This is a genomic window from Micromonospora maris AB-18-032 (assembly GCF_000204155.1).
Lineage (GTDB): Bacteria > Actinomycetota > Actinomycetes > Mycobacteriales > Micromonosporaceae > Micromonospora > Micromonospora gifhornensis.
The window spans coordinates 3,553,198-3,573,340 of sequence record NC_015434.1; the positions used below are offsets into that span (position 1 = coordinate 3,553,198).

Here is a 20,143-nt window from a genome sequence, read left to right on the forward strand (position 1 = left end):
TGCTCGCGCTCACGGTGTCGTGCCTTTCGTTCGCGACTGCGGGGCTGATGCTCATCGGTCTTCCCCGATGCGCAGTTGGGTGGCGGTCAGGCGGCGGCGCATGGTCGCCGAGACCGCGGCGCTGAAGGTCAGCGCCAACAGCAGCAGGCCCGCGCCGGTGGCGACCACCGGTGGCCAGTCGACGCTCAGCAACGGCGGTGGATGAGGTCGCTCGGCGGACGGGGTGAGGATGACCAGGGGTGCCATCGTCGCGGCGACCCCGACCCCCACCGCCAGGCCGACCAGCACACCCATCCCGGCCAGGAACGACTGCTCGGCCAGCAGCGACCGGGCGACCAGGCGGTGTCCGGCGCCGAGGGTGTGCAGCACGGCCAACTCGGTGGCTCGTCGACGGGCGGTGGCGCTGACGTCCACCGCCACCCCGACGGCGGCCAGCAGCACCGCGGCGAGGGCGGCGGCGAACAGCGCACCGCGGGCACCCACCCCGAACGGGTCACGGGCCAACTCGTCGGCGACCCGTTCCCGGTTCAGCACGGTCAGGCCGTCGAGCGCGGCGGCCGCGTTCGCCGCCTGTTCCGCCTGACCGGGCCGGGTGGCCAGCCACCACTCCTCCGGTGGGCGGACGATGCCGTAGTCGTGGAAGAGCCGGGTGGCCAGCGACGGCAGGTCGACCAGCAGCGCGGCGTCGTCGGTGTCGCCGGGTGCCGCGACCATGGTGTCGACCATGGTCAGGTCGACGTCGGCGCCGCCGAGGAACAACTGGGTCTGCGTGCCGATGTCGCGCCGCAGTGCGGAGAGGGCCTGCGGCGTGGCCACCGCCGGCACCAGACCGCCGGCCGCGGGTCGGGAGATGCCCAGCCGCAACGTCTTGCCTCGGGCGTAGATATCCGCTCCCTGGCCTCCCACGTAGCTGACCTTCAGGGTGTTCCCGGTGGCCCTCGGTGCGGCCACCGGACCGGACGGGTTGACCATCCGCCACGGGCCGTCGGCCGCCAGGTCGACCGGTTCCCCACGAGAGGCGTCCCGGCTGGCCCGCAGGTCGGACAGCTGCCAGTCGATGGTGATCCGGTCGCTGCCGGCGGTCTCGACGGTGAAGCCGACCAGCCGCCAGGGCGTGTCTGCGGCCGGCAGTTCGACGGAGAAGGGCAGCCGGTCGCCGTTGCCGGTGACGCCGAGCAGCACCCGCCGGTATCCGTTGCCCGGTCCGGAGAGCACCGCATGGTGGCGTACCGGAGCGACGGCGCCGAACGGATGGTCGATCCTGGTCCGAAGTTGTCCGGTCAGTTGTCGGGTGCCCGCCGGCAGCGGGGTCGCCGGCGCCGTCACACGCCCGGCGGTGAGTCCGTCGAACAGCGTGTCGGCCGAGCCGTCGGCCAGGTCGGGACGGATCCGCACCACCTCACCGGCGGACTCGGCGTCCCAGGCCAGCACGGTGAGCGGTTGCAGGTCCGGCCCGACCCGCAGGCGGTCCCGCCAGCCGGCCAGGACCGCCGTCGTGCCCGGCAGCTCGGCGAGCCGGTCGGCCCGGTCGTCGGGTGCCGATCCGTCGGTCTCGGTCAGCCGCAGGTCGGCGCCGACCTGGTGGGCGGCCTGGTCGTCGAGGGACTGTCGGGACGTACTGGCCAGTGACCAGGCGAGGGTGCCGACCGCGACGGCGAGGGCGAGCAGCAGCACCGGACCGGCGTGCGGTCGCCGACCGGCCTGCCAGGTGCCGAGCATGGTGGCGGTCCACGGCCTGCGGTCCACCCAGCGTTCCGCGAGTCGGACCAGTGGGGGCAGCAGCCGCAGGGCGAGCACCGCCCCGGCCAGCACCCCGAGCGTGGGTGCGGCGGCCAGCAGCGGGTCGATGCCCAACTCGCCGCCCCGGCTGCGCGACAGCGGTGAGGAGTACCGGCTCAGCTGGTACCACGCCAGCAGGGCCAGACCGACAAGCAGCACGTCGAGTCCGGCCCGTTGCACCATGCCGCGGCGGCTCGGCCGGGAACGGCTGGCCAGGTCGGCGACGTAACTGCCGCCCCGGCGCAGGCTCGGCCCGATCATCGCCAGCGCGCAACCGGCGGCCGCGGCCCCCGCGACCAGCCAGATCATCGCGTCCAGTGACACGTCCGGGCGCAGCGACACCGCGGCGAGCCCGGGGAGGTGCCCGGCCAGGCCGAGCAGTTCGGTGACGAGCAGCGGGGCCAGGACGGCGGCGGGCAGGACGACCAGGGTGGCCTCGCGGGCGGTCAGCCCGGCCAGTTGCCATCGGCTGGCGCCCCGGGCGCGCAGCAGCGCCGTCTCACCCCGGCGGTGCTCGGTGAGCAGGACCGCGACGAGCAGCAGCGCGTACCCACCGAGGACCACCACCAGCAGCATCGGAGTGACCAACGCGGAACGGCCGACGAGGGTGGCCTGCTGCAGCCGGGGCACCAGGCTGGCGAGGTCGCTGATGGCCACCGCGGAGTCACCGAGGCCGGCCTGCGCCGTGGTGGTGGTGACGATCCGGGTGGCCACCTGCGCCAACCGGTCCAACTCGCCGGTGGTCCTGATCGTGGACAGGTCGGGTTCGACAAGCCAGCCGGCGGAGGCGTTGGCCAGGAAATGGGTGACGAAGTCGTCGCGGTGCACGATCATCGGGCCGTAGGTGGCCGCCTGCGGCAGCGAACCGGTCGCCGTCTCCGGCGCGAGCCGCCAGTACGCGGCGTCGGGGTCCACCGGCGTGAACACCCCCACCACTGTCACCTCGGTGACCCGTTCGGTGAGTCCGTCGGTGATCGGGATGCGGTCACCGACCCCCACCCGCAGCGTCGCCGCGGCCGCGGCCGCCAGGGCGGTCTCCGGTCGCGCGGAGCCGGCCTGCGGCCAGGCGCCCGCGGTGAGCCGGGCGTGCTCCGGCAGGTCGTCGAGGAACATCACCGAGGCGTAGATGCTGCCGGTACGGTCGGCGGTGGCGTCACCGGCGTCGCCGCGCAACTGCCGGCCGGCCGCGTACCCGGCGGAGGTGACCCGGGCGGCCAACCCGTCCACGTCGACGCGTACCTGCTCGCGTAGGGCGGTGTCGCGTTCTTGCAGGGCGTCGGCGGTACGCCCGGCCGACGACCGGATCAGCACCGAGCGTTCCTGCGGGGTGGCCGCGGCGAGCACGTTACGGGTGCCCGAGTCGACCACGTCCCGGTTGTACGCGGCCAGTCCGGTGAGGGCGACGGTAGCCACCAGCGCCGCCCCGGCGGCGGCCAGCAGCAGCCCTTTCGTGCCTCGGGCACGCCGCAACGCGAACCTCATTCGACCTGTACCCCCACCGGTTCGCGGGGCGCCGACGGCCCCTGCTCACGTCTCGTCATGCACCAGAAGGGGCGGGACCCGGGGAAAGGTTCGCAGCAGTGATCGTTTTGTTATCCGCCGGTCGTACAGACCGGTGGCGGGGGACGGCCGTCAGGCGTCGACGGTGACGCGGGGACCCAGGTCGCCGCTGCGGTGATGACGCCGGCAGAGCACCTGGTAACGCACGTCGGCGGTGTCGACAGTGTCACCGATGACGACCTGCTCGCCCTCGCGGACCACCCGCCCGCCGGCGACCCGGGCGTTGAGCAGCCCTTCACGCCCGCACCAGCAGAGCACCTCGACCTGGATGCGGGCCACCGTGTCGGCCAGTTCGAACAGTCGCTGGGCGGCGGGGAACAGGCAGGACCGGAAGTCGGTGGCCAGGCCGAAGGCGTACACGTCGACGTCGTAGCTGTCGACCAGCTCGGCCATCTGCTCCACGTGCTGCACCGAGTAGAAGCTGGCCTCGTCGCAGATCAGGTAGTCCACCCGTACCCCGTCGGCCCAGGCGTCGCGGACCAGTGCCCGCAGGTCCACCTCGTCGGTGATCTCGATCGCCTCGTGGGCCAGCCCGATGCGGGTGGTGACCTGCGGGCCCAGCGAACGGTCGATGCGGGTGGTGACCAGCCCGCGCCGGCCCTGCCGGGCGTGGTTGTAGTTCATCTGCAGGGCCATCGTCGACTTGCCGCAGTCCATCGGCCCCCAGTAGAACCGCAGCGCGGCAGCGTGCGCGGGCCGCCCGTCGACGCCACGGGCGGCGACACACCCGGCCGGGGTGTCACTCGACCCGTCCAGCGCGGGTCGGGACAAACAGGTCGGTACGGCGTCTGCGGGGCTCGTCACGGACGGGCAGCCTAGCGGATCGCCGGCGACGGGCCGATCACGGCGGGGCGCGCGATGTGCCTCAGAGCACCCGTGGCGGGGTGTTGCCGGCCGCGACGATCGCCCGACGCATCGGCACCGCCAGCAGCAACACGAAACCGACCACGAAGAAGATCAGCAGGGAGACCAGACCGACCCGGTAGGAGTTGGTCAGCTGGAACACCAGGCCGAACGCCAGCGGGCCGAGCCAACTGGTGCCCTTGTCGCTGATCTCGTAGAAGCCGTAGTACTCGCCTTCCTTGCCGGCCGGGATCAGCTGACTGAACAGGGAGCGGCTCAGCGCCTGGCTGCCGCCGAGCACCAGGCCGATGGCCGCGCCGAGGATCATGAACGGCAGCGGTGCCTCGGCCGGCAACCGGAACGCCCCGACGATCACCGCGGTCCACAGCACCAGGCTCAGCAGCACCGTCTTCCAGGCGCCGATCCGCCCGGCCAGCGCGCCCAGGCCCAACGCGCCACCGAAGGCCAGGAACTGCACCAGCAGGATCGTCACGATCAGGGTGCTCTGGTCCAGCCGCAGCTCCTCGGTGCCGTACTGGCTGGCCAGGGTGATGACGGTCTGGATGCCGTCGTTGTAGACCAGGAACGCGAGCAGGAAGAACAACGTCAGCGGGTACGCCTTGACCTCCCGCAGGGTGCGGCCGAGCTGCCGGAACCCGTCGGTGAGCACGTTGCCCCGGCCACCGGCGGCCAGCGCCGCGGCGGTGGGGTGTTCCCGCAGCCAGCGCAGCGGCACCAGGGTGAACACCGCCCACCACAGGCCCGCCGAGACGATCGACCAGCGGGCCAGGTCCAGGGTCCGCTCGGCGGTGCCGTTGTCGAACGACTGCACCGCGACCAGGTTCAACGCCAGCAGCAGACCACCGCCGAGGTAGCCCAGCGCCCAGCCCCGGCTGGAGATGCCGTCGCGTTCGTCCGGGCCGCCCAGCTGCGGCAGGAACGAGTTGTACACCACGATCGCCGCACCGAAGCTGATGTTGGCGACCATGAACAGCAGGCCGCCGAGCAGGTACCGGTCCCCGGTCACGAAGATCATGCCGATGGTGGCGAAGGCACCGGTGAACGCGGTGGCGGCCAGCAGCCGCTTCTTGTGCAGCGACCGGTCGGCGATCGCCCCGATCACCGGCAGCACGAAGACGGTAAGCAACACCGACAGTGAGATCAGGTACGGGTAGTAGGAGCCGGCCGCCACCTTGATGCCCAACGGGTACACGTAGCCGTTGCAGTCGGCACCCAGTTCACATCCGGCGGCGACCTTGGCCACGCTGGTCAGGAACGGCCCGAGGAACACCGTGATGACGGTGGTCTGGAACGCCGAGTTGGCCCAGTCGTAGAAGTACCAGCCGGTGCGCTCGCGGCGGGTGCTGGCGGGGGGAGGAGCGTCGTCCTGCGCGGTGGGGGTCACCGTCTCGGCCATGTGGGGTCCCTTGCCCTGTTTGTTCAGGCGGCCCAGTGGCCGCGGCTGCGGTAGACGTCGCGCAGCACGCCGACGTGGTCGGTCATGATGCCATCAACACCAAGATCAAGTAACTCGTGCATCTCGGCAGGTTCGTCGATCGTCCAGACGTGCACCTGCAACCCCAACCGATGCGCCGTACGCAGAAACCGGCGGTCGACCAGCGGCAGCCGGCCGTAGCGCACCGGCACCTGCGCGGCCACCACCGACGGCGGCAGGCGCAGTCGCCGCCCGGTCAGCGAGGCCCAGCGCAGCCGCGCCACCCCCCGGACCCCGAGGCTTGTCGCCACCTGCTCGCCGGTCAACGCCCGCAGCCTGCTCAACCGGCTGTCGCTGAACGAGGCGAGCAGCACCCGGTCACCGGCGCCGGCCCGGGTCACCGTGGCCACCGTCGGCACCACCGCCCGGTCGGACTTGACGTCGATGTTGAACCGCACCTGCGGCCAGGCGTCGAGCACCTCGTCGAGGCGGGGCACCGCCGCGGCCCCACCGACGCGCACCGCCGCCAGGTCGGCCCAGCGCAGGTCGGCCACCCGGCCGGGTGTGCCGGTGACCCGTTGCAGGGTGTCGTCGTGGAACACCACGGCCACGCCGTCGGCGGTGGCGTGCACGTCGGTCTCCACGTACCGGTAGCCGAGGTCGATCGCACGGGCGAACGCCGCCGTGGTGTTCTCGTCGCCGTCGGCGGCACCGCCACGGTGCGCGAACGCCAGCGGGGTCGAGCCGTCGAGGTAGCGCGAACGGGGTGGCACGCAGCGCAGTATGCCCGGCCCCGGTGACCTGCGGGTGGCGGGGACGTGGCCGCCACCCGCACCGGGCACCGGCGGACCGGTTGTGCTATCCACACTCCATGATCGAGAAGGAGTCCCGCACCGTGACCGACATCCGCACCCACCGGTTGATCTACGGGTGCATGGGGTTGGGCGGGGGCTGGGACCGGCAACCCTACGGGCCCGCGGAGATCGACGCCGCCGAGGCCGCCATCGTCGCCGCCCTGGAGGTGGGCGTCACCGCCTTCGACCACGCCGACATCTACCGCCACGGCAAGTCCGAGGCCGTCTTCGGTGAGGTGCTGGCCCGTACGCCCGGTCTGCGCGAGCGCATCCTGCTGCAGACCAAGTGCGGCATCCACCTGCCCGACGGTGACCGACCCGGCTACTACGACCTGCGCGGCACCCACATCCGGCACAGCGTCGAGCAGAGCCTGACCCGGCTGCGTACCGACGTGATCGACGTGTTGCTGCTGCACCGGCCGGACCCGCTGGCCGACCCGGAGGACGTCGCCGAGACGTTGACCGCGCTGCACCGGGAGGGCCTGGTGCGGTACTTCGGCGTGTCGAACATGGCCGCCGCACAGATCGCCTACCTCCAGGCGCACCTGGACCTGCCGCTGATCGTCAACCAGTTGCAGATGAGCCTGGCCGACCGCGACTGGTTGGAGGCCGGCGTCCTGGTCAACACCCCGCCCGCCGCCACACTCGGTTTCCCCCTCGGCACCGTCGAGCGCGGCCTGCTCGACCGGGTCGGGGTGCAGGCCTGGGGTCCGCTGGCCCGGGGCCGGTTCACCGGTGCCGCCCAGACCCCGGCCGAGCACGCCACCACCGCGCACGTGGCGGCCCTGGCCGAGCAGCACGACACCACGCCGGAGACCATCCTGCTGTGGTGGCTGCAGCGGCACCCCGCCCGGATCGTGCCGGTGATCGGCACCTCCCGGCCCGAGCGCATCCGCGCCTGCGCCGACGCGGTACGCCGTGAACCCGACCTCACCCACGAGCAGTGGTACGAGCTGTGGCTCACCGCCCGCGGCGAAGCCCTGCCGTGACGACCCTGACCGCCTGATCCGACCCGGCCGGGCCCGACCCTGATCGACCCGAGCCGGTCGGATCGGATCAGTCGGCGGCGGTGCGTCGCCGGTGGGAGCGGCTGGTGTCGACCGGCCGTCCCGGGTCGACGTGCCGGGGCCGGTCGGGTTCGTCCGGGCGCAGCGGGGCGAGGGTGTCGGTGAGGGCGTCGATGATCCGGTCGGTGGCCAGCCGGGCCACACCGGGTCGGCTCGCCGTCAGGTCGGCCAGCGGCACCGGTTCACCGAAGTGCACCCGGATCGTCGGGCGACGCAGCAGGGCGCGGGTCACGCCACCGAGCAGTCCCTTGGGCGCCTGGTAGGGCAGGACCTCGTGGGAGCCCCACTGGGCGACCGGGATGACCGGGGCGCCGCAGGCCAGGGCGAGCCGGGCGGTGCCGGTCTTGCCGCGTTCGGGCCACAGGCCCGGGTCCAGGCTGATGCGCCCCTCCGGGTAGACCAGGATCACCGCACCCGCGGTGACCGCCGCGGCGGCGTCGTCCAGCGCCCGGTGCACTGCGCTGGTGCCCCGGTCGACGCGGATGTGCCCGGCGGCACGCATGGCGGCACCGATCACCGGTACCCGGAACAGCCCGCCGGTGGCCATGATCCGGGGCGCGATCCGGCGCTGCCGGCAGGCGGCGGTGAGGACGATCGGGTCGAACGGGCTGATGTGGTTGGCGGCCAGGATCAGCGGCCTGTCGCGCAGCGACGCGGGCAGGTCGCCGGTGACCTCCAGCCGAGCCAGCAGCGCGACCACGCCACGGGCGAGCGCCTGCGCGGCGCGCCAGATCAGCGGAGCTTGCCAGGGGGAGTGCGCGAGGTCCATCAGCGGGCATGGTCGCATGCCCGAGCCACCTACCGATGCCTGGGGGCGTGAGCCCTGCGCAGGTCGTCGCCCGGCTGAGCGGGCGGCTCGGCGACGCGCGGCCATGCACAGTGCCGTCATCGCCGCGATCGGGCTGATCGCGGCGGGCCCTCCGGCAGAGGTGAGCAGGGTCATTGGTCCCGGGCCCGTTCGGGCCCCTCGACTCTGCACTTCTCTGTACGACGAGCGGTAGTATCTACTACGTCTTGTAGTATGAGCAGCAGCCTGGGGGGTCGCAGGTGGACGCGTTGGACGTCGCCCGCTGGCAGTTCGGTGTCACCACCGTCTACCATTTTCTTTTCGTTCCACTGACCATCGGGCTGTCCGTCCTGGTCGCCATCCTTCAGACCCTCTGGCACCGCACCGGTAACGAGAAGTACCTCAAGCTCACCAAGTTCTTCGGCAAGCTGTTCCTGATCAACTTTGCGATGGGTGTGGTCACCGGCATCGTGCAGGAATTCCAGTTCGGCATGAACTGGAGCGACTACTCCCGCTTCGTCGGTGACATCTTCGGCGCCCCGCTGGCCATCGAGGCCCTTGTCGCCTTCTTCCTCGAATCCACCTTCATCGGCCTGTGGATCTTCGGCTGGGACCGGCTGCCCAAGCGCCTGCACCTGGCCAGCATCTGGGCCGCCGCGATCGGCACCAACCTGTCGGCCTACTTCATCCTCGCGGCCAACTCGTTCATGCAGAACCCGGTCGGCTACCGCTTCAACCCCGAGACCGGCCGCGCCGAACTGACCGACTTCGTCGCCGTCCTGACCAACAAGGTGGCCCTGATCACCTTCCCGCACACCATCGCGGGTTCCTTCCTGGTCGCCGGAAGCCTGCTGGTCGCCGTCGCCCTGTGGCACCTGATCCGCAACCGCGACAGCGCCGACACCCCGGCGTACCGCTTCGCCGCGAAGTTCGGCTCCTGGGTCACCCTCGTCTCGGCCGTCGCCGTGTCCATCACCGGCGACATCCAGGGCAAGATCATGACTCAGGTGCAGCCGATGAAGATGGCCGCCGCCGAAGGGCTCTACCAGACCGAGAGCCCGGCCTCGTTCTCCGTACTGACCGTCGGCAGCCTCGACGGCAGCCGCGAACTGTTCGCCATCAAGATCCCCTACCTGCTGTCGTACCTCGGCACCGGCGACCCCAACGGCACCGTGCAGGGCATCAACGACCTCCAGGCCCTCTACACCGCCCAGTACGGCCCCGGCAGCTACACCCCGATCATCCCGGTCACCTACTGGAGCTTCCGCTTCATGATCGGCTTCGGGCTGGCCGCCGCCGCCATCGCCCTGCTGGTCCTCTGGACCCACCGCAAGGGCCGCACCACCCCCAACAGCAAGTGGCTGCTGCGCGCCGGCCTGGCCATGCCGATCCTGCCCCTGCTGGCCAACTCCTTCGGCTGGATCTTCACCGAGATGGGCCGTCAGCCCTGGATCGTCTTCGGCGAGATGCTCACCCGTGACGGCGTGTCGCGCAGCGTCTCCCTCACCGAGGTCCTCACCAGCTTCACCGCCTTCACCCTCATCTACGCCGTCCTCGCCGTCGTCGAGGTCAAACTCCTGCTGCGTTACGCCAAGGCCGGGGTCCCCGACGTCACCCCCGACCCCGAACCCGACGACACCGACGACAGCGAGCGCCCGCTCGCCTTCGCCTACTGACCCGGAGCCCCATCGTGGAACTGACCACCATCTGGTTTCTCCTCGTCGCCGTACTGTTCACCGGCTACTTCATCCTCGAGGGCTTCGACTTCGGCGTCGGCATGCTGCTACCGGTGCTCGGCCGTGACGACCGGGAACGCCGCGTCATGATCAACACGATCGGGCCGGTCTGGGACGGCAACGAGGTCTGGCTGATCACCGCCGGCGGCGCCATGTTCGCCGCCTTCCCCGAGTGGTACGCCACCCTCTTCTCCGGCTTCTACCTGCCGCTGCTGCTCATCCTGCTGGCCCTGATCGTGCGTGGGGTCGCCTTCGAATACCGCCACAAGCGCCCGGAGGCCTCCTGGAAACGACGCTGGGACGCCGCCATCTTCTTCGGCTCGCTCATCCCGGCCATCCTGTGGGGCGTCGCGTTCGCCAACATCCTGCGCGGCGTACCCCTGACCGCCGACCACGAGTACGCCGGCGGCCTGTTCAACCTGCTCAACCCGTACGCCCTGCTCGGTGGCGCCACCACCGCGGCCCTGTTCCTCACGCACGGCGCGGTGTTCATCGCCCTCAAGACCGTCGGCGACATCCGGGACCGCGCCGCCGCCCTGGCCGTACGCCTCGGGGTCGGCACCGCCGTGCTCGCCGTGGCCTTCCTCAGCTGGACCCTGACCATCCGCTCCAGCACCGCCGCCGTGGTCTTCGCCGTCGGCGCGGCACTGGCCCTGCTCGGTGGTCTCGCCGCCGCCAAGGTACGCCGGGAAGGCTGGGCCTTCACCGGCACCGCGGTGGCCATCGCCCTGGCCGTGGCCACGCTGTTCGCGGCGCTGTTCCCCAACGTGCTGCCCTCGACGCTGGACCCGGCCGGCACGCTGACCGCCGTCAACGCCGCCTCCACCCCCTACACGCTGAAGATCATGACCTGGGTGGCGGTGATCTTCACCCCGATCGTGCTGGCCTACCAGGGCTGGACGTACTGGGTGTTCCGCAAGCGCATCGGCGTCGCCCACATCCCGCAGCACTGAACTGATCGGCCATCGGGCCGGGGGCCACGGCCTCCGGCCCGATCCGGCACCATGGCGACCATGCCCCGCCTGCACACCCACACCTACGCCACCACCGTCACCTGGACCGGCAACCTCGGCACCGGCACCAGCGGCTACCGCGACTACCGCCGCGACCACGACGTCACCGCCGACGGTCACCCGGTCATCCCCGGCAGCTCCGACCCCACCTTCCGCGGCGACCCGACCCGCTGGAACCCCGAAAAACTCCTGCTCGCCGCCCTGTCCCAGTGCCACATGCTGGCCTACCTGCACCTGTGCGCCGACAACGGCATCGTGGTCACCGACTACGTCGACCACGCCAGCGGCACCATGACCACCGACAACACCGGCAGCGGACGCTTCACCGACGTCGTCCTGCACCCGGAGGTCACCGTCGCCGACCCGGACACCGTCGACGCCGCCACCGCCCTGCACGACGACGCCCACCACCTCTGCTTCATCGCCAACTCGGTCAACTTCCCGGTCCGCCACCAACCCAGCACCCGCACCGGCTGAGCGGACATCACTATCGTCAGGCCGTGCAGCTGACCATCCGCGAACTCACCGCAGACGACCTGCCCGCCGCCTGGCAGCTCGGCCGACTCGCCTTCGGCGGCGACCCGCAGCCGCCCCCGCAGCCCGCCGCTGCACCCGCCGGCCGCACCAGCTACGGCGCTTTCGACCCGGCCGGCACCCTTGTCGGCAAGGCCGTCGACCTGCACGACGAGCAGTGGTGGACCGGCCGGGCCGTACCCGCCGCCGACGTCGCCGGGGTCGCCATCGCCCCCGAGGCCCGCGGCACCGGCATCGCCCGGGCGCTGCTGCGCGCCCTGCTGCGGGGCGCCCACGAACGCGGCGCCGCCGTCAGCACCCTCTTCGCCACCACCAGCGCCCCCTACCGTGCCCTCGGCTGGGACGTCGCGGGACACCTGCGCACCCTCGACCTGCCCACCACCGCGCTGCCCCGACACCGGCCGGCACCGCACCTCGCCGTACGCGCCGGCACCCCCGCCGACCTGCCGGCCACCGTCGACCTGTACCAACGCGTCGCCGCACACCGCAACGGCCTGCTCACCCGCACCCACCCCCGGTTCGCCCCCGGCGACGAACTGCCCTACGACGGGCTCACCCTCGTCGAACACGACGACACCCTGGTCGGCTACGCCGGCTGGAACCGCGGCCGTGGCTACGGCCCCGACTCCGTCCTGACCGTCGAGGACGCCCTCGCCACCAGCGCCGACGCCGCCCGCGCGCTCATCGGCGTGCTGGCCAGCTGGCACAGCGTCGCCCCCACGGTGCGGCTGACCCCGCTGACGGGTGACGCCCTCAGCGCGCACCTGCCTGTCGAACGCGCCCGCGAACACGAACGCGACACCTGGATGCACCGTCCCGTCGACGTCGTCCGCGCCGTCGAAGCCCGCGGCTGGCCCGCTCACGTCCGCGGGCAGGTCACCTTCGCCCTCACCGACGAGCTCGCCGACTGGAACACCGGCACCTGGCAGCTCACCGTCGCCGACGGCCAGGCCCGGCTGCGCCGCAGCAGCACCGACACCGACCTGCACCTGACCGTGCGGGGGTTCGCCCGCCTCTACACGGCCACCGCCACCGCCCGCACCCTCGCCGAAGCCGGCCTCCTGCAGCACCGCACACCCGACCCGGGCGCCCTGGACCTGCTCGCCGCCGGCGCACCCGCCCAGGCCCTCGACTACTTCTGACAAGCGAGCGTGGGGCCCGGGGCATCGGCCCCGGACCCCACGTCACCGACTCCGCTCAGCTGGCCTCGCGCAACTCCGCCAGCCGGGCCTCGATCTCGGCCAACTCGGCCCGCAGCTTCTCCGCCTGCCGCTCGGCCTCGGCGCGTTCCGCCGCCAGGATCTGCTCCACCGCCTCGTGCACCCCCGGCACGTCCACCAACGCCACCATCCGCAGCGCCTCCGCCGGCTTCACCACGTACGGCTTCGCCAGCGCCTTCGCGCCCTGCTGAGCGGCGACCGTCCACTCGCCCTCGGCGTACGCCAAGGTCACCGTCAGCCCTGCCGGGCCCTTCGGCTTCGCCGCCTTCACCGCCCGCCGGGCCGGCTTCGCCTCCGCTGCCTCCACCTTCGACTCCTCCCGCACCTTCGGTTCCTCCCGACGTGGCTGCGGCACCTGGTCCAACACGAACTCCGGCTCCGCCGCCACCGGCTCGGCCGGCGCAGCCTCCACCTTCGACTCCGCCGGTCGGCGACCGGCGCCGCGCGGCGCCATCGCCACATCTGCGGGGGAGAAGGGCAACTCGTCGCGCCCGAAGCGCACCACCACGAACTCGTCGGACACCGACGGATCGGTCAGCTCGACGACCTGACCCAACTGCCCGGCGATCTGACCCGCCGCCGCCGTGAACATCACCTTCGGCTTACGGCCGGCGGCCAGCGCCTCCCGGATGCCACGAACCTCGTCATCGGACAAACCCTGGTCAGCGGCACCCATCACACGACCTCTCCCTCGTACACGTGTTCAATCGCCTGCCTTGATACCAGCCGCCGCCGACAACCCGAAGATCAGCCCCCACGCCCGGGTCGCGCGCGTCCCCCGCCCGCCCACCGACCACGACATCGGTGTGCACCCGGTCGTGTGCTGCGCCACATCACGCTGCCCACCGCATCGACCGTCACGGTAACGTCGCCGCCACCGGTCGGGACAGGGGAGAAGGTCAATGACAGCACCGGTCACCGTCATCACCGGCGGCAGCCGTGGCATCGGCGCCGCCACCGCCCGCCGCCTCGCCGCCGCCGGCCACCATCTCGCCCTCGGCTACCGCCGCGACCACGCCACGGCCGAGGCCGTCGCCACCGAGCTGCGCGCCACCGGCGTACGCGTCGTCGTCGTCCCCGCCGACACCCGCGACCCCGACCAGGTCAGTGCCCTGTTCGACGCCGCCGCCGCACTCGGCCCCGTCACCGGGCTGGTCAACAACGCCGGCATCACCAGCCCGATCGGCCCCTTCACCGACCTGCGCGTCGACGACCTGCGGGAGGTCGTCGACGTCAACCTCGTCGGCTACGTGCTCTGCGCCCAGCAGGCCGCGCACCGGATGACCGACGGCGCGGCCATCGTCAACATCTCCTCCGTGGCCGCCACCCTCGGCAGCCCCGGGGAGTACGTGCACTACGCCGCCGTCAAGGCCGCCACCGACGCCCTGACCATCGGCCTGGCCAAGGAACTCGCCCCCCGGGGCATCCGGGTCAACGCCGTCGCCCCCGGCATCATCCGCACCGACATCCACGCCCTGTCCGGTCAACCGGACCGGCCCGACCGCGCCGCCGCCCGCATTCCGCTGGGCCGCCCCGGCGAACCCGACGAGGTCGCCGCCGCCGTCGCCTGGCTGTTGAGCCCGGACGCCTCCTACACCACCGGCGCCGTCCTGCGCGTCGGTGGCGGCCTCTGAGGCGGACCGGTTCAGCACGTCCTGCCTGGTCGCGCCGTGTCATCGCCCGGTCCGGGAGCGGTCACGAATGGGTTGACCCGGTCCCACCCCAGCCCCTATCGTTCCAGTACGTAGAACGGCGTACGGCTCAGTCGAACGATTTGGTAGGTGTGGGTGATGGAGAAAGCACTGGGCATCATCGTCCCACCGGCCAACCCGACGGTGGAGCCTGAGCTGCGCCGGCTGCTGCCGCTGCGCGTGCGCTACCACGTGGCGCGCCTGCCGGTCGTGGACGGCCCGCTGGCACAGCGGCTGGACCGGTACGCCGAACTGCTGCCCGAGACCGCCGCCACCCTGCAGGGCCTGGACCTGGCGGCCACCTACGTCGCCTGCACCGGCTGCTACTACCGGCCGGGGCACACCGACGCGCACCGCACCGACGACGCGGCGACGCAGCGACTCGGCTCGCCGGTGTTCGGTGCCGCGAGCGCGGTACGGCAGTTGCTCGACCGTCTCGGCGTACGCTCGCTGACCCTGGTCTCGCCGTACCCGGACTGGCTCACCGAGCAGGCGGCGGCGTTCTGGCGCACCACCGGCCGTACGGTCGGCGCGCCGGTGCGGGTGCCGGGCACGGGCGCCATCTACGACCTGACCTCGACCACCGTGCGCGACACCGTCCGGCAGGTGCTGCAGGCCGGCGGGTTCCCGCCCGGGCATGCGGTGCTGTTGACCGGCACCGGCGCGCCCAGCCTGGACGTGCTCGACGAGGTCCTGCCGACCGCACCCGTGCCGGTGCTCTCGTCGAACCTGGCCGGCGCTTGGCAGTTGCTGGAGACCGCCGGCGCGACCGACCTGGCGGGCGAGTCGCCGAGCGCGGCGCTGCGGCAGTTGGCCGCGGTCGTGGCGCACACCTCGATGACCGGAGTCGTCGGCGACATCGCCGGCGGGAAGGAGTGAACGTGGCGTCACCCAGCCACCCCGTACAAGCACCGGTCGTCGTCCTCGGCGGCGGACCCGTCGGCATGGTGACGGCTCTGGCCCTGGCCCGACGCGACATCCCGGTGATCGTCCTGGAACGCGGTCAGGACGAGGTGCAGTCGGAGTGGCGGGGTTCGACCGTCCACCCGCCGACCACCGAACTGCTCGACGAGCTGGATCTGGCCGCACCGATGCTCGCCGAAGCGGTCCGGGTGCACCGGCTGGACTACCGCGACCTCGAGCTGACCGAGACGGCCCGCTTCCCCTACGAACTGCTGGAAGGCGAGACCCGTTACCCCTTCCGTCTGCAGTTCGAGCAGTACAAGCTGGTCCGGCTGCTGCGCCAGGCGGTCGCGCAGGACCCGAACGTGGACATCCGGTTCGGACACGACGTGGTCGGGCTGCGTCAGGACGACACCCAGGTCACCCTCGACGTCGCCGTGGACGGCACCCGCACCGCGGTGACCTGCAGCTGGGTGGTTGCCGCCGACGGCGCGCACAGCACCGCCCGCAAGCTGCTGGAGGTGCCGTTCCCCGGCTTCACGTACCCGACGATGAGCCTGGTCGTGGCCACCCCGTTCCGTTTCGAGGACGCGGTGCCCGACCTCGGCGCGGTCGGCTACTGGTCCGGCCCCCGCGGCCGCTTCTCGCTGATCCGGACCCCGGACATCTGGCGGGCGGCGCTGTCGACCGGGACCGGGGTCGACGACGAGCCGCCGTCGGGCACCCACCCGGACTTCCTGGCCGCCGTCGCACTGCTGCTGGGTGATCGGCCGGACGCCGGTGAGCTGCCGCTGAGCCAGCACCAGATGTACCGCAGCCACCAGCGGCTGGCGGCCTCCTTCCGGATCGGTCGGGTGCTGTTGGCCGGCGACGCCGCCCACCTGAGCAGCACCACCGGCGGAATGGGACTGAACTCCGGGATCCACGACGCGGTGGCGGTCGCCGCCGCCCTGGCCGAACCCGACCAGGACGCGGCCACCGCGGCGTACGCGCAGCGCCGCCGGTCGATCGCCGAGCAGTTCGTCCAGCCGACCACGACGGAGAACCGCACGTCGGCCGACGGGGTCGAGCTGGCCGGCCGCCGCGAGCGGTTGATCCGCCTGCGGACGCTCGCGGAAAACCCCGAGGATGCCAAAGAGTATCTACGTCGTGTCAGTATGCTCGGCATCCAGCACTAGACTCCGGGCGCTCGCGGCGGCCCGTACGGGCCGCCGCCGGCGCGCGGCAGGTGTCAGCACGATCAGGGCCGAATGGGGGATCAGCGGTGCCGGTGATTGAACCAGCGGACGGTCACCGCTACACGACCAGCGGCCTCGGTCGCGCGTTGGCCGTGATCGACCTGCTCGCCGAACGCAGTCCGGACATGGTCGGAGTGTCCACTGTCGCGCGTGAGCTGGATCTGCCCAAGGCGGTGGCCCACCGCATCCTCAAGGAGCTGACGGCCAACCAGTTCGTCACCTTCGACGAAGGCACCCGGCGATACCGGTTGGGGTCCGGTGCCCTGGCGGTCGGTCTGGCCGCGCTGCGCGCCATCGACGTCCAGGCCGTCACCAATCGCCATATGCGTCGGTTGACGGAGGCCACCGGGGAGACCGCGACCCTGTCGATGCGGCAGGGCTGGGTACGGGTCTACACCGACCAGGTGCTCTCACCGCACGAGATCCGAATGTCGGTCACGCTCGGTTCCCGACATTCGCTGCTCGCCGGGTCGTCGTCCAAGGCGATCCTGGCGGCGCTGCCCGACGCCGAGGTGGCCGAGTATCTCGCCGGCCATGAGCTGGTGCCGCTCACGGCGGCCACCATCACCTCGGTCGAGCAACTCTGGGCCGACCTGCGGCAGGTTCGTGAGCAGGGCTACGCGGTCAGCCAGGGTGAGCGGCAGGCCGGCGCCGCGAGCGTGGCGGCGGCGATCCGCCTCGCCTCGGGCGAGGTCTACGGTTCGCTGTCGCTGTGCGGGCCCCAGAACCGCTTCTCGCCGCGCCTGCTTGCCGAGTACGGCGACCTGGTGGCCGATGCGGCCCGTCAGGTCAGCGCGGAGCTTGGCTACCAGCCGGCCGCCACCCCTGCCCCGGCCGAGCCGGAGCAGGGGGACCGCAGGCGTGTGGCGCGGCGTCAGGCGGCCCGGTCCACCACGGACCAGTCCGAGAGCAGCTCGGCCGAGGTCGTCGTCTCGCAGAAGTAGAACCCGAGGTTGCGGATCGCCGCCTCGGCGAGGTCCGCGCGGGTCCAGCCGACCAGGTCGGTCGGCATCGTGGTGGCCAGGTCGGCCATGTACGCGTCGCGGATGGTGGAGTCCACGCAGACGTTGGCGGCCGTCCCGACCACCACCACGTGGTCGCGTCCGTGCGCGCGCAGCAGGTTGTGCAGGGGTGTGCCGACGAAGGCGCTGTAGCGGGTCTTCTCCAGGTGGCAGTCGCCCGGCTCGGGCCGCAGCCCTTCGGCGAGTTCCGCGCCCCAGGAGCCTGCGGCGCAGACGCTGAGCGGGCTGCGTCCCATCGCCTCGGCGCGGGCCCGTCGGGCCGGTGAGACGAGCTGTTCGTGGGCGGCCTGCCGTACCCAGACGACCAGGCAGCCGGCGTGGCGTGCGCGGTCCAGGAAGCTCGGCAGTCGACCGGCCACAGCGGTGTTGACCTGCACGTCGGCGCCGAGGGCCGCCATCGCGCCGGCGGGGGAGCAGAAGTCGTTCTGCATGTCGATGACCAGCACCGCAGTGCGTTGCGCCGAATGTTTCATGGCGTTAACTCCCGGTTCGGGGGATTGGTATGGAACCAGTGGCGCCGAGTCCGGCCCCGCGGACCATTGACCTTGCCGCCGAACATAGCTTACGTTCGCACCAACAGAACGGCGTACTGCACAAGCGAACAATCTCGCGATTATCGCGAGCCCGGCGGGCGACAGGGGTGGCCATGAGTGCGATCAAAGTGGAGGGTGTCAGCAAGGTTTTCGCCGGCGCCGGCGGGCAGTCGATGCTCGCGCTGAGCGACGTCTCGCTCGACATCGCCGACGGCGAATTCGTCGTGCTGCTCGGCCCGTCCGGTTGCGGCAAGACCACCCTGCTGCGGATCATCGGTCAGTTGGAGAGCCCCACCGTGGGGCGGGTCCGCCTCGACCACGGCGACCGACCGGAGCGCGCCGACCGGCCACTGGGCTTCGTCTTCCAGGAGGCGACCCTGATGCCGTGGCGCACGACCGGCGCCAACGTCGCCCTGCCGCTGGAAATGGCCGGCATGGGTCGGCGGGAGCGCACCGAGAAGGTCCGCGAGATGCTGACCCTCGTCGGGCTGCCCGAGGCGGAGAACAAGCTCCCGCACCAGCTCTCCGGCGGTATGCGGCAGCGCGTCTCCATCGCCCGCGCGCTCGCGCACGACCCGCAGGTGTTGCTGATGGACGAACCCTTCGGCGCCCTGGACGCGCAGACCCGCGACATGATGAACGTGGAGTTGCAGCGCATCTGGCTGGAGAACCGCAAGACGGTCGTCTTCGTGACCCACTCCGTCTCCGAGGCGGTGTTCCTGGCCGACCGGATCGTGATGCTGGGGACCAAGCCCGGCCACATCCACTCCATCACCGAGGTGACGCTGCCCCGGCCGCGGACCATCGACATGACCGAGTCCGCCGAGTTCCGCCACCTCACCGCCGAACTGCGCCGTCAGATCGGCGAGGTGCAGGACACCGAAGCCCGCCCCGCCGTCTCGGCCTGACCCGTACTCGAGGTGTCGCACGTGACCACTACAGACCAGCGCCCCTCGGCGCCGACATCGCCCTCCGGACAGCTCCTGCGGCCCCCGCCACCGACCTGGTCGCAGCGACTGCGCAACAACCGCTGGCTGTCCTTCTACACCAGCCCACTGCTGATCGCGTTGTTCCTGCTGGCCTGGAAGCTCTACGTCGAGATCACGGACCTGTCCCGGTTCGTGCTGCCGCCACCGGAGGCGGTGTTCACCTCGTTCATCGAGCAGATCACCGACCCGTTCGTGTGGCAGACCCACATCTGGACGACCTTCTACGAGGTCATGATGGGCCTGGCGCTGGCGATCGTGCTGGGCGTCGGACTCGGCCTGCTGATCGGCAAGTCACCGCTGTTCGACCGGATCGCCCGGCCGTTCATCGTCGCCACCCAGGTGGTGCCGAAGGTCGCGCTGGTGCCGCTGTTCATCCTCTGGCTCGGCTTCGGCCCGTCGTCCAAGGTGGTCATGGCGGCTCTGCTGGCCTTCTTCCCGCTGCTGATCAACACCTCGTTCGGCATCCGCTCGGTGCCCGGCTCCATGCACGACCTGATGACGACGTTGAAGGCGTCGCGCTGGGAGCGGTTCTGGCGCGCCGACCTGCCGTACACGATGCCCTTCATCCTGGCCGGCATGGAACTGGCGGTCGTGCAGGCCACCATCGGCGCGATCGTCGGCGAGTACCTCGGCGGCGACAAGGGCCTCGGCCGGTACGCGGTCAACCTGCAGAACGGCCTCCAGGTCGACAAACTGTTCGGCGCGATCCTGATCATGGCACTGTTCGGCTTCACCCTCTACAGCATCGTCACCGGCGCCCGGCGCCTGCTGATTCCCTGGCACGAGTCGGTGCAGCCGCGACGCACGCCCTGACGGGCCGTACCCTCTCTCACCCCCACGCAGATCCACGGTCGGCGCCGCGACGCGGCGCGGGCGGACCTCTCCTTGCCTTCATCCCCCTTCACCCCCCCATCCAGCAACTTCCTCGGCACCGGGAGC

General features: G+C 71.6%; 18 protein-coding genes. 11 read left to right on the plus strand and 7 right to left on the minus strand.

What is annotated here, in order from left to right:
- Nucleotides 1-51: 51 nt before the first annotated feature.
- From VAB18032_RS15780 to VAB18032_RS15795, 4 genes are all read right to left on the minus strand, one after another.
- Nucleotides 52-3,261: an ABC transporter permease gene (locus VAB18032_RS15780; RefSeq protein WP_043720892.1), complete on the minus strand. Its 3,210-nt coding sequence runs from the start codon at nt 3,259-3,261 to the stop codon at nt 52-54.
- A 150-nt stretch (nt 3,262-3,411) separates the two neighbouring features.
- On the minus strand, nt 3,412-4,143 hold the full coding sequence (locus VAB18032_RS15785; RefSeq protein WP_043720896.1) for a thymidine kinase: 732 nt from the start codon (nt 4,141-4,143) through the stop codon (nt 3,412-3,414).
- 61 nt (nt 4,144-4,204) lie between these two features.
- On the minus strand, nt 4,205-5,599 hold the full coding sequence (locus VAB18032_RS15790; RefSeq protein WP_013733865.1) for an MFS transporter: 1,395 nt from the start codon (nt 5,597-5,599) through the stop codon (nt 4,205-4,207).
- A 23-nt stretch (nt 5,600-5,622) separates the two neighbouring features.
- Nucleotides 5,623-6,390 (minus strand): glycerophosphodiester phosphodiesterase family protein, encoded by a 768-nt coding sequence (locus VAB18032_RS15795; RefSeq protein WP_013733866.1) that lies wholly within the window; start codon nt 6,388-6,390, stop codon nt 5,623-5,625.
- Nucleotides 6,391-6,488: 98 nt separating this feature from the next.
- Between VAB18032_RS15795 and VAB18032_RS15800 the strand changes: the two genes are divergently transcribed.
- On the plus strand, nt 6,489-7,460 hold the full coding sequence (locus VAB18032_RS15800) for an aldo/keto reductase (protein WP_013733867.1): 972 nt from the start codon (nt 6,489-6,491) through the stop codon (nt 7,458-7,460).
- A 67-nt stretch (nt 7,461-7,527) separates the two neighbouring features.
- Here VAB18032_RS15800 and VAB18032_RS15805 read toward each other — a convergent pair whose 3' ends face one another.
- Nucleotides 7,528-8,307, minus strand: a complete 780-nt coding sequence (locus VAB18032_RS15805; RefSeq protein WP_013733868.1) for a lysophospholipid acyltransferase family protein — start codon at nt 8,305-8,307, stop codon at nt 7,528-7,530.
- A 278-nt stretch (nt 8,308-8,585) separates the two neighbouring features.
- On the opposite strand from VAB18032_RS15805, the gene VAB18032_RS15810 reads away from it, so the two are divergent.
- From VAB18032_RS15810 to VAB18032_RS15825, 4 genes are read left to right on the plus strand one after another with little or no spacing between them, the layout of a single operon-like run.
- Nucleotides 8,586-10,001, plus strand: coding sequence for a cytochrome ubiquinol oxidase subunit I (locus VAB18032_RS15810; protein ID WP_013733869.1), 1,416 nt, complete (start codon nt 8,586-8,588; stop codon nt 9,999-10,001).
- A 14-nt stretch (nt 10,002-10,015) separates the two neighbouring features.
- Nucleotides 10,016-11,014 (plus strand): cytochrome d ubiquinol oxidase subunit II, encoded by a 999-nt coding sequence (cydB, locus tag VAB18032_RS15815; RefSeq protein ID WP_013733870.1) that lies wholly within the window; start codon nt 10,016-10,018, stop codon nt 11,012-11,014.
- 51 nt (nt 11,015-11,065) lie between these two features.
- Nucleotides 11,066-11,551, plus strand: coding sequence for an OsmC family protein (locus VAB18032_RS15820; protein ID WP_013733871.1), 486 nt, complete (start codon nt 11,066-11,068; stop codon nt 11,549-11,551).
- Between the two features lie 29 nt (nt 11,552-11,580).
- Nucleotides 11,581-12,750 carry a GNAT family N-acetyltransferase gene (locus VAB18032_RS15825; RefSeq protein WP_043724475.1) on the plus strand — a complete coding sequence of 390 codons (1,170 nt, stop codon included), beginning with the start codon at nt 11,581-11,583 and terminating at the stop codon, nt 12,748-12,750.
- 55 nt (nt 12,751-12,805) lie between these two features.
- On the opposite strand, the gene VAB18032_RS15830 is transcribed toward VAB18032_RS15825, so the two are convergent.
- A complete protein-coding gene (locus VAB18032_RS15830) occupies nt 12,806-13,504 on the minus strand; it encodes a hypothetical protein (protein WP_013733873.1) in 699 nt (232 codons plus the stop codon).
- 226 nt (nt 13,505-13,730) lie between these two features.
- On the opposite strand from VAB18032_RS15830, the gene VAB18032_RS15835 reads away from it, so the two are divergent.
- From VAB18032_RS15835 to VAB18032_RS15850, 4 genes are all read left to right on the plus strand, one after another.
- Complete coding sequence (locus VAB18032_RS15835) at nt 13,731-14,462, plus strand: SDR family oxidoreductase (protein WP_013733874.1); 732 nt, start codon at nt 13,731-13,733, stop codon at nt 14,460-14,462.
- Nucleotides 14,463-14,618: 156 nt separating this feature from the next.
- The gene (locus tag VAB18032_RS15840; protein ID WP_043720903.1) at nt 14,619-15,398 is read left to right on the plus strand and encodes an aspartate racemase/maleate isomerase family protein; all 780 of its coding nucleotides are present in this window, start codon (nt 14,619-14,621) and stop codon (nt 15,396-15,398) included.
- Nucleotides 15,399-15,400: 2 nt separating this feature from the next.
- Nucleotides 15,401-16,600, plus strand: a complete 1,200-nt coding sequence (locus VAB18032_RS15845) for an FAD-dependent oxidoreductase (protein WP_043720907.1) — start codon at nt 15,401-15,403, stop codon at nt 16,598-16,600.
- 92 nt (nt 16,601-16,692) lie between these two features.
- Nucleotides 16,693-17,604: an IclR family transcriptional regulator gene (locus VAB18032_RS15850; RefSeq protein WP_232510815.1), complete on the plus strand. Its 912-nt coding sequence runs from the start codon at nt 16,693-16,695 to the stop codon at nt 17,602-17,604.
- On the opposite strand, the gene VAB18032_RS15855 is transcribed toward VAB18032_RS15850, so the two are convergent.
- Nucleotides 17,535-18,155 (minus strand): cysteine hydrolase family protein, encoded by a 621-nt coding sequence (locus tag VAB18032_RS15855; RefSeq protein ID WP_013733878.1) that lies wholly within the window; start codon nt 18,153-18,155, stop codon nt 17,535-17,537. The two genes, VAB18032_RS15850 and VAB18032_RS15855, sit on opposite strands and share 70 nt — an antisense overlap.
- Before the next feature lie 173 nt (nt 18,156-18,328).
- Here VAB18032_RS15855 and VAB18032_RS15860 point away from each other — a divergent pair, with 173 nt between their 5' ends.
- Both VAB18032_RS15860 and VAB18032_RS15865 read left to right on the plus strand, forming a co-directional pair.
- Nucleotides 18,329-19,123, plus strand: a complete 795-nt coding sequence (locus VAB18032_RS15860) for an ABC transporter ATP-binding protein (protein WP_013733879.1) — start codon at nt 18,329-18,331, stop codon at nt 19,121-19,123.
- A gap of 21 nt (nt 19,124-19,144) precedes the next feature.
- Nucleotides 19,145-20,017 carry an ABC transporter permease gene (locus tag VAB18032_RS15865; RefSeq protein WP_013733880.1) on the plus strand — a complete coding sequence of 291 codons (873 nt, stop codon included), beginning with the start codon at nt 19,145-19,147 and terminating at the stop codon, nt 20,015-20,017.
- Nucleotides 20,018-20,143 lie beyond the last annotated feature (126 nt).

What these genes read in the sequence shown, in the direction of transcription:
- VAB18032_RS15790 (WP_013733865.1), bottom strand. Translation starts at nt 5,599, where the DNA reads ATGGCCGAGACGGTGACCCCCACCGCGCAGGACGACGCTCCTCCCCCC.
- VAB18032_RS15860 (WP_013733879.1), top strand. Translation starts at nt 18,329, where the DNA reads ATGAGTGCGATCAAAGTGGAGGGTGTCAGCAAGGTTTTCGCCGGCGCC.
- VAB18032_RS15855 (WP_013733878.1), bottom strand. Translation starts at nt 18,155, where the DNA reads ATGAAACATTCGGCGCAACGCACTGCGGTGCTGGTCATCGACATGCAG.
- VAB18032_RS15820 (WP_013733871.1), top strand. Translation starts at nt 11,066, where the DNA reads ATGGCGACCATGCCCCGCCTGCACACCCACACCTACGCCACCACCGTC.
- VAB18032_RS15840 (WP_043720903.1), top strand. Translation starts at nt 14,619, where the DNA reads ATGGAGAAAGCACTGGGCATCATCGTCCCACCGGCCAACCCGACGGTG.
- VAB18032_RS15780 (WP_043720892.1), bottom strand. Translation starts at nt 3,261, where the DNA reads ATGAGGTTCGCGTTGCGGCGTGCCCGAGGCACGAAAGGGCTGCTGCTG.
- VAB18032_RS15830 (WP_013733873.1), bottom strand. Translation starts at nt 13,504, where the DNA reads ATGGGTGCCGCTGACCAGGGTTTGTCCGATGACGAGGTTCGTGGCATC.
- VAB18032_RS15800 (WP_013733867.1), top strand. Translation starts at nt 6,489, where the DNA reads ATGATCGAGAAGGAGTCCCGCACCGTGACCGACATCCGCACCCACCGG.
- VAB18032_RS15805 (WP_013733868.1), bottom strand. Translation starts at nt 8,307, where the DNA reads ATGGACCTCGCGCACTCCCCCTGGCAAGCTCCGCTGATCTGGCGCGCC.
- VAB18032_RS15835 (WP_013733874.1), top strand. Translation starts at nt 13,731, where the DNA reads ATGACAGCACCGGTCACCGTCATCACCGGCGGCAGCCGTGGCATCGGC.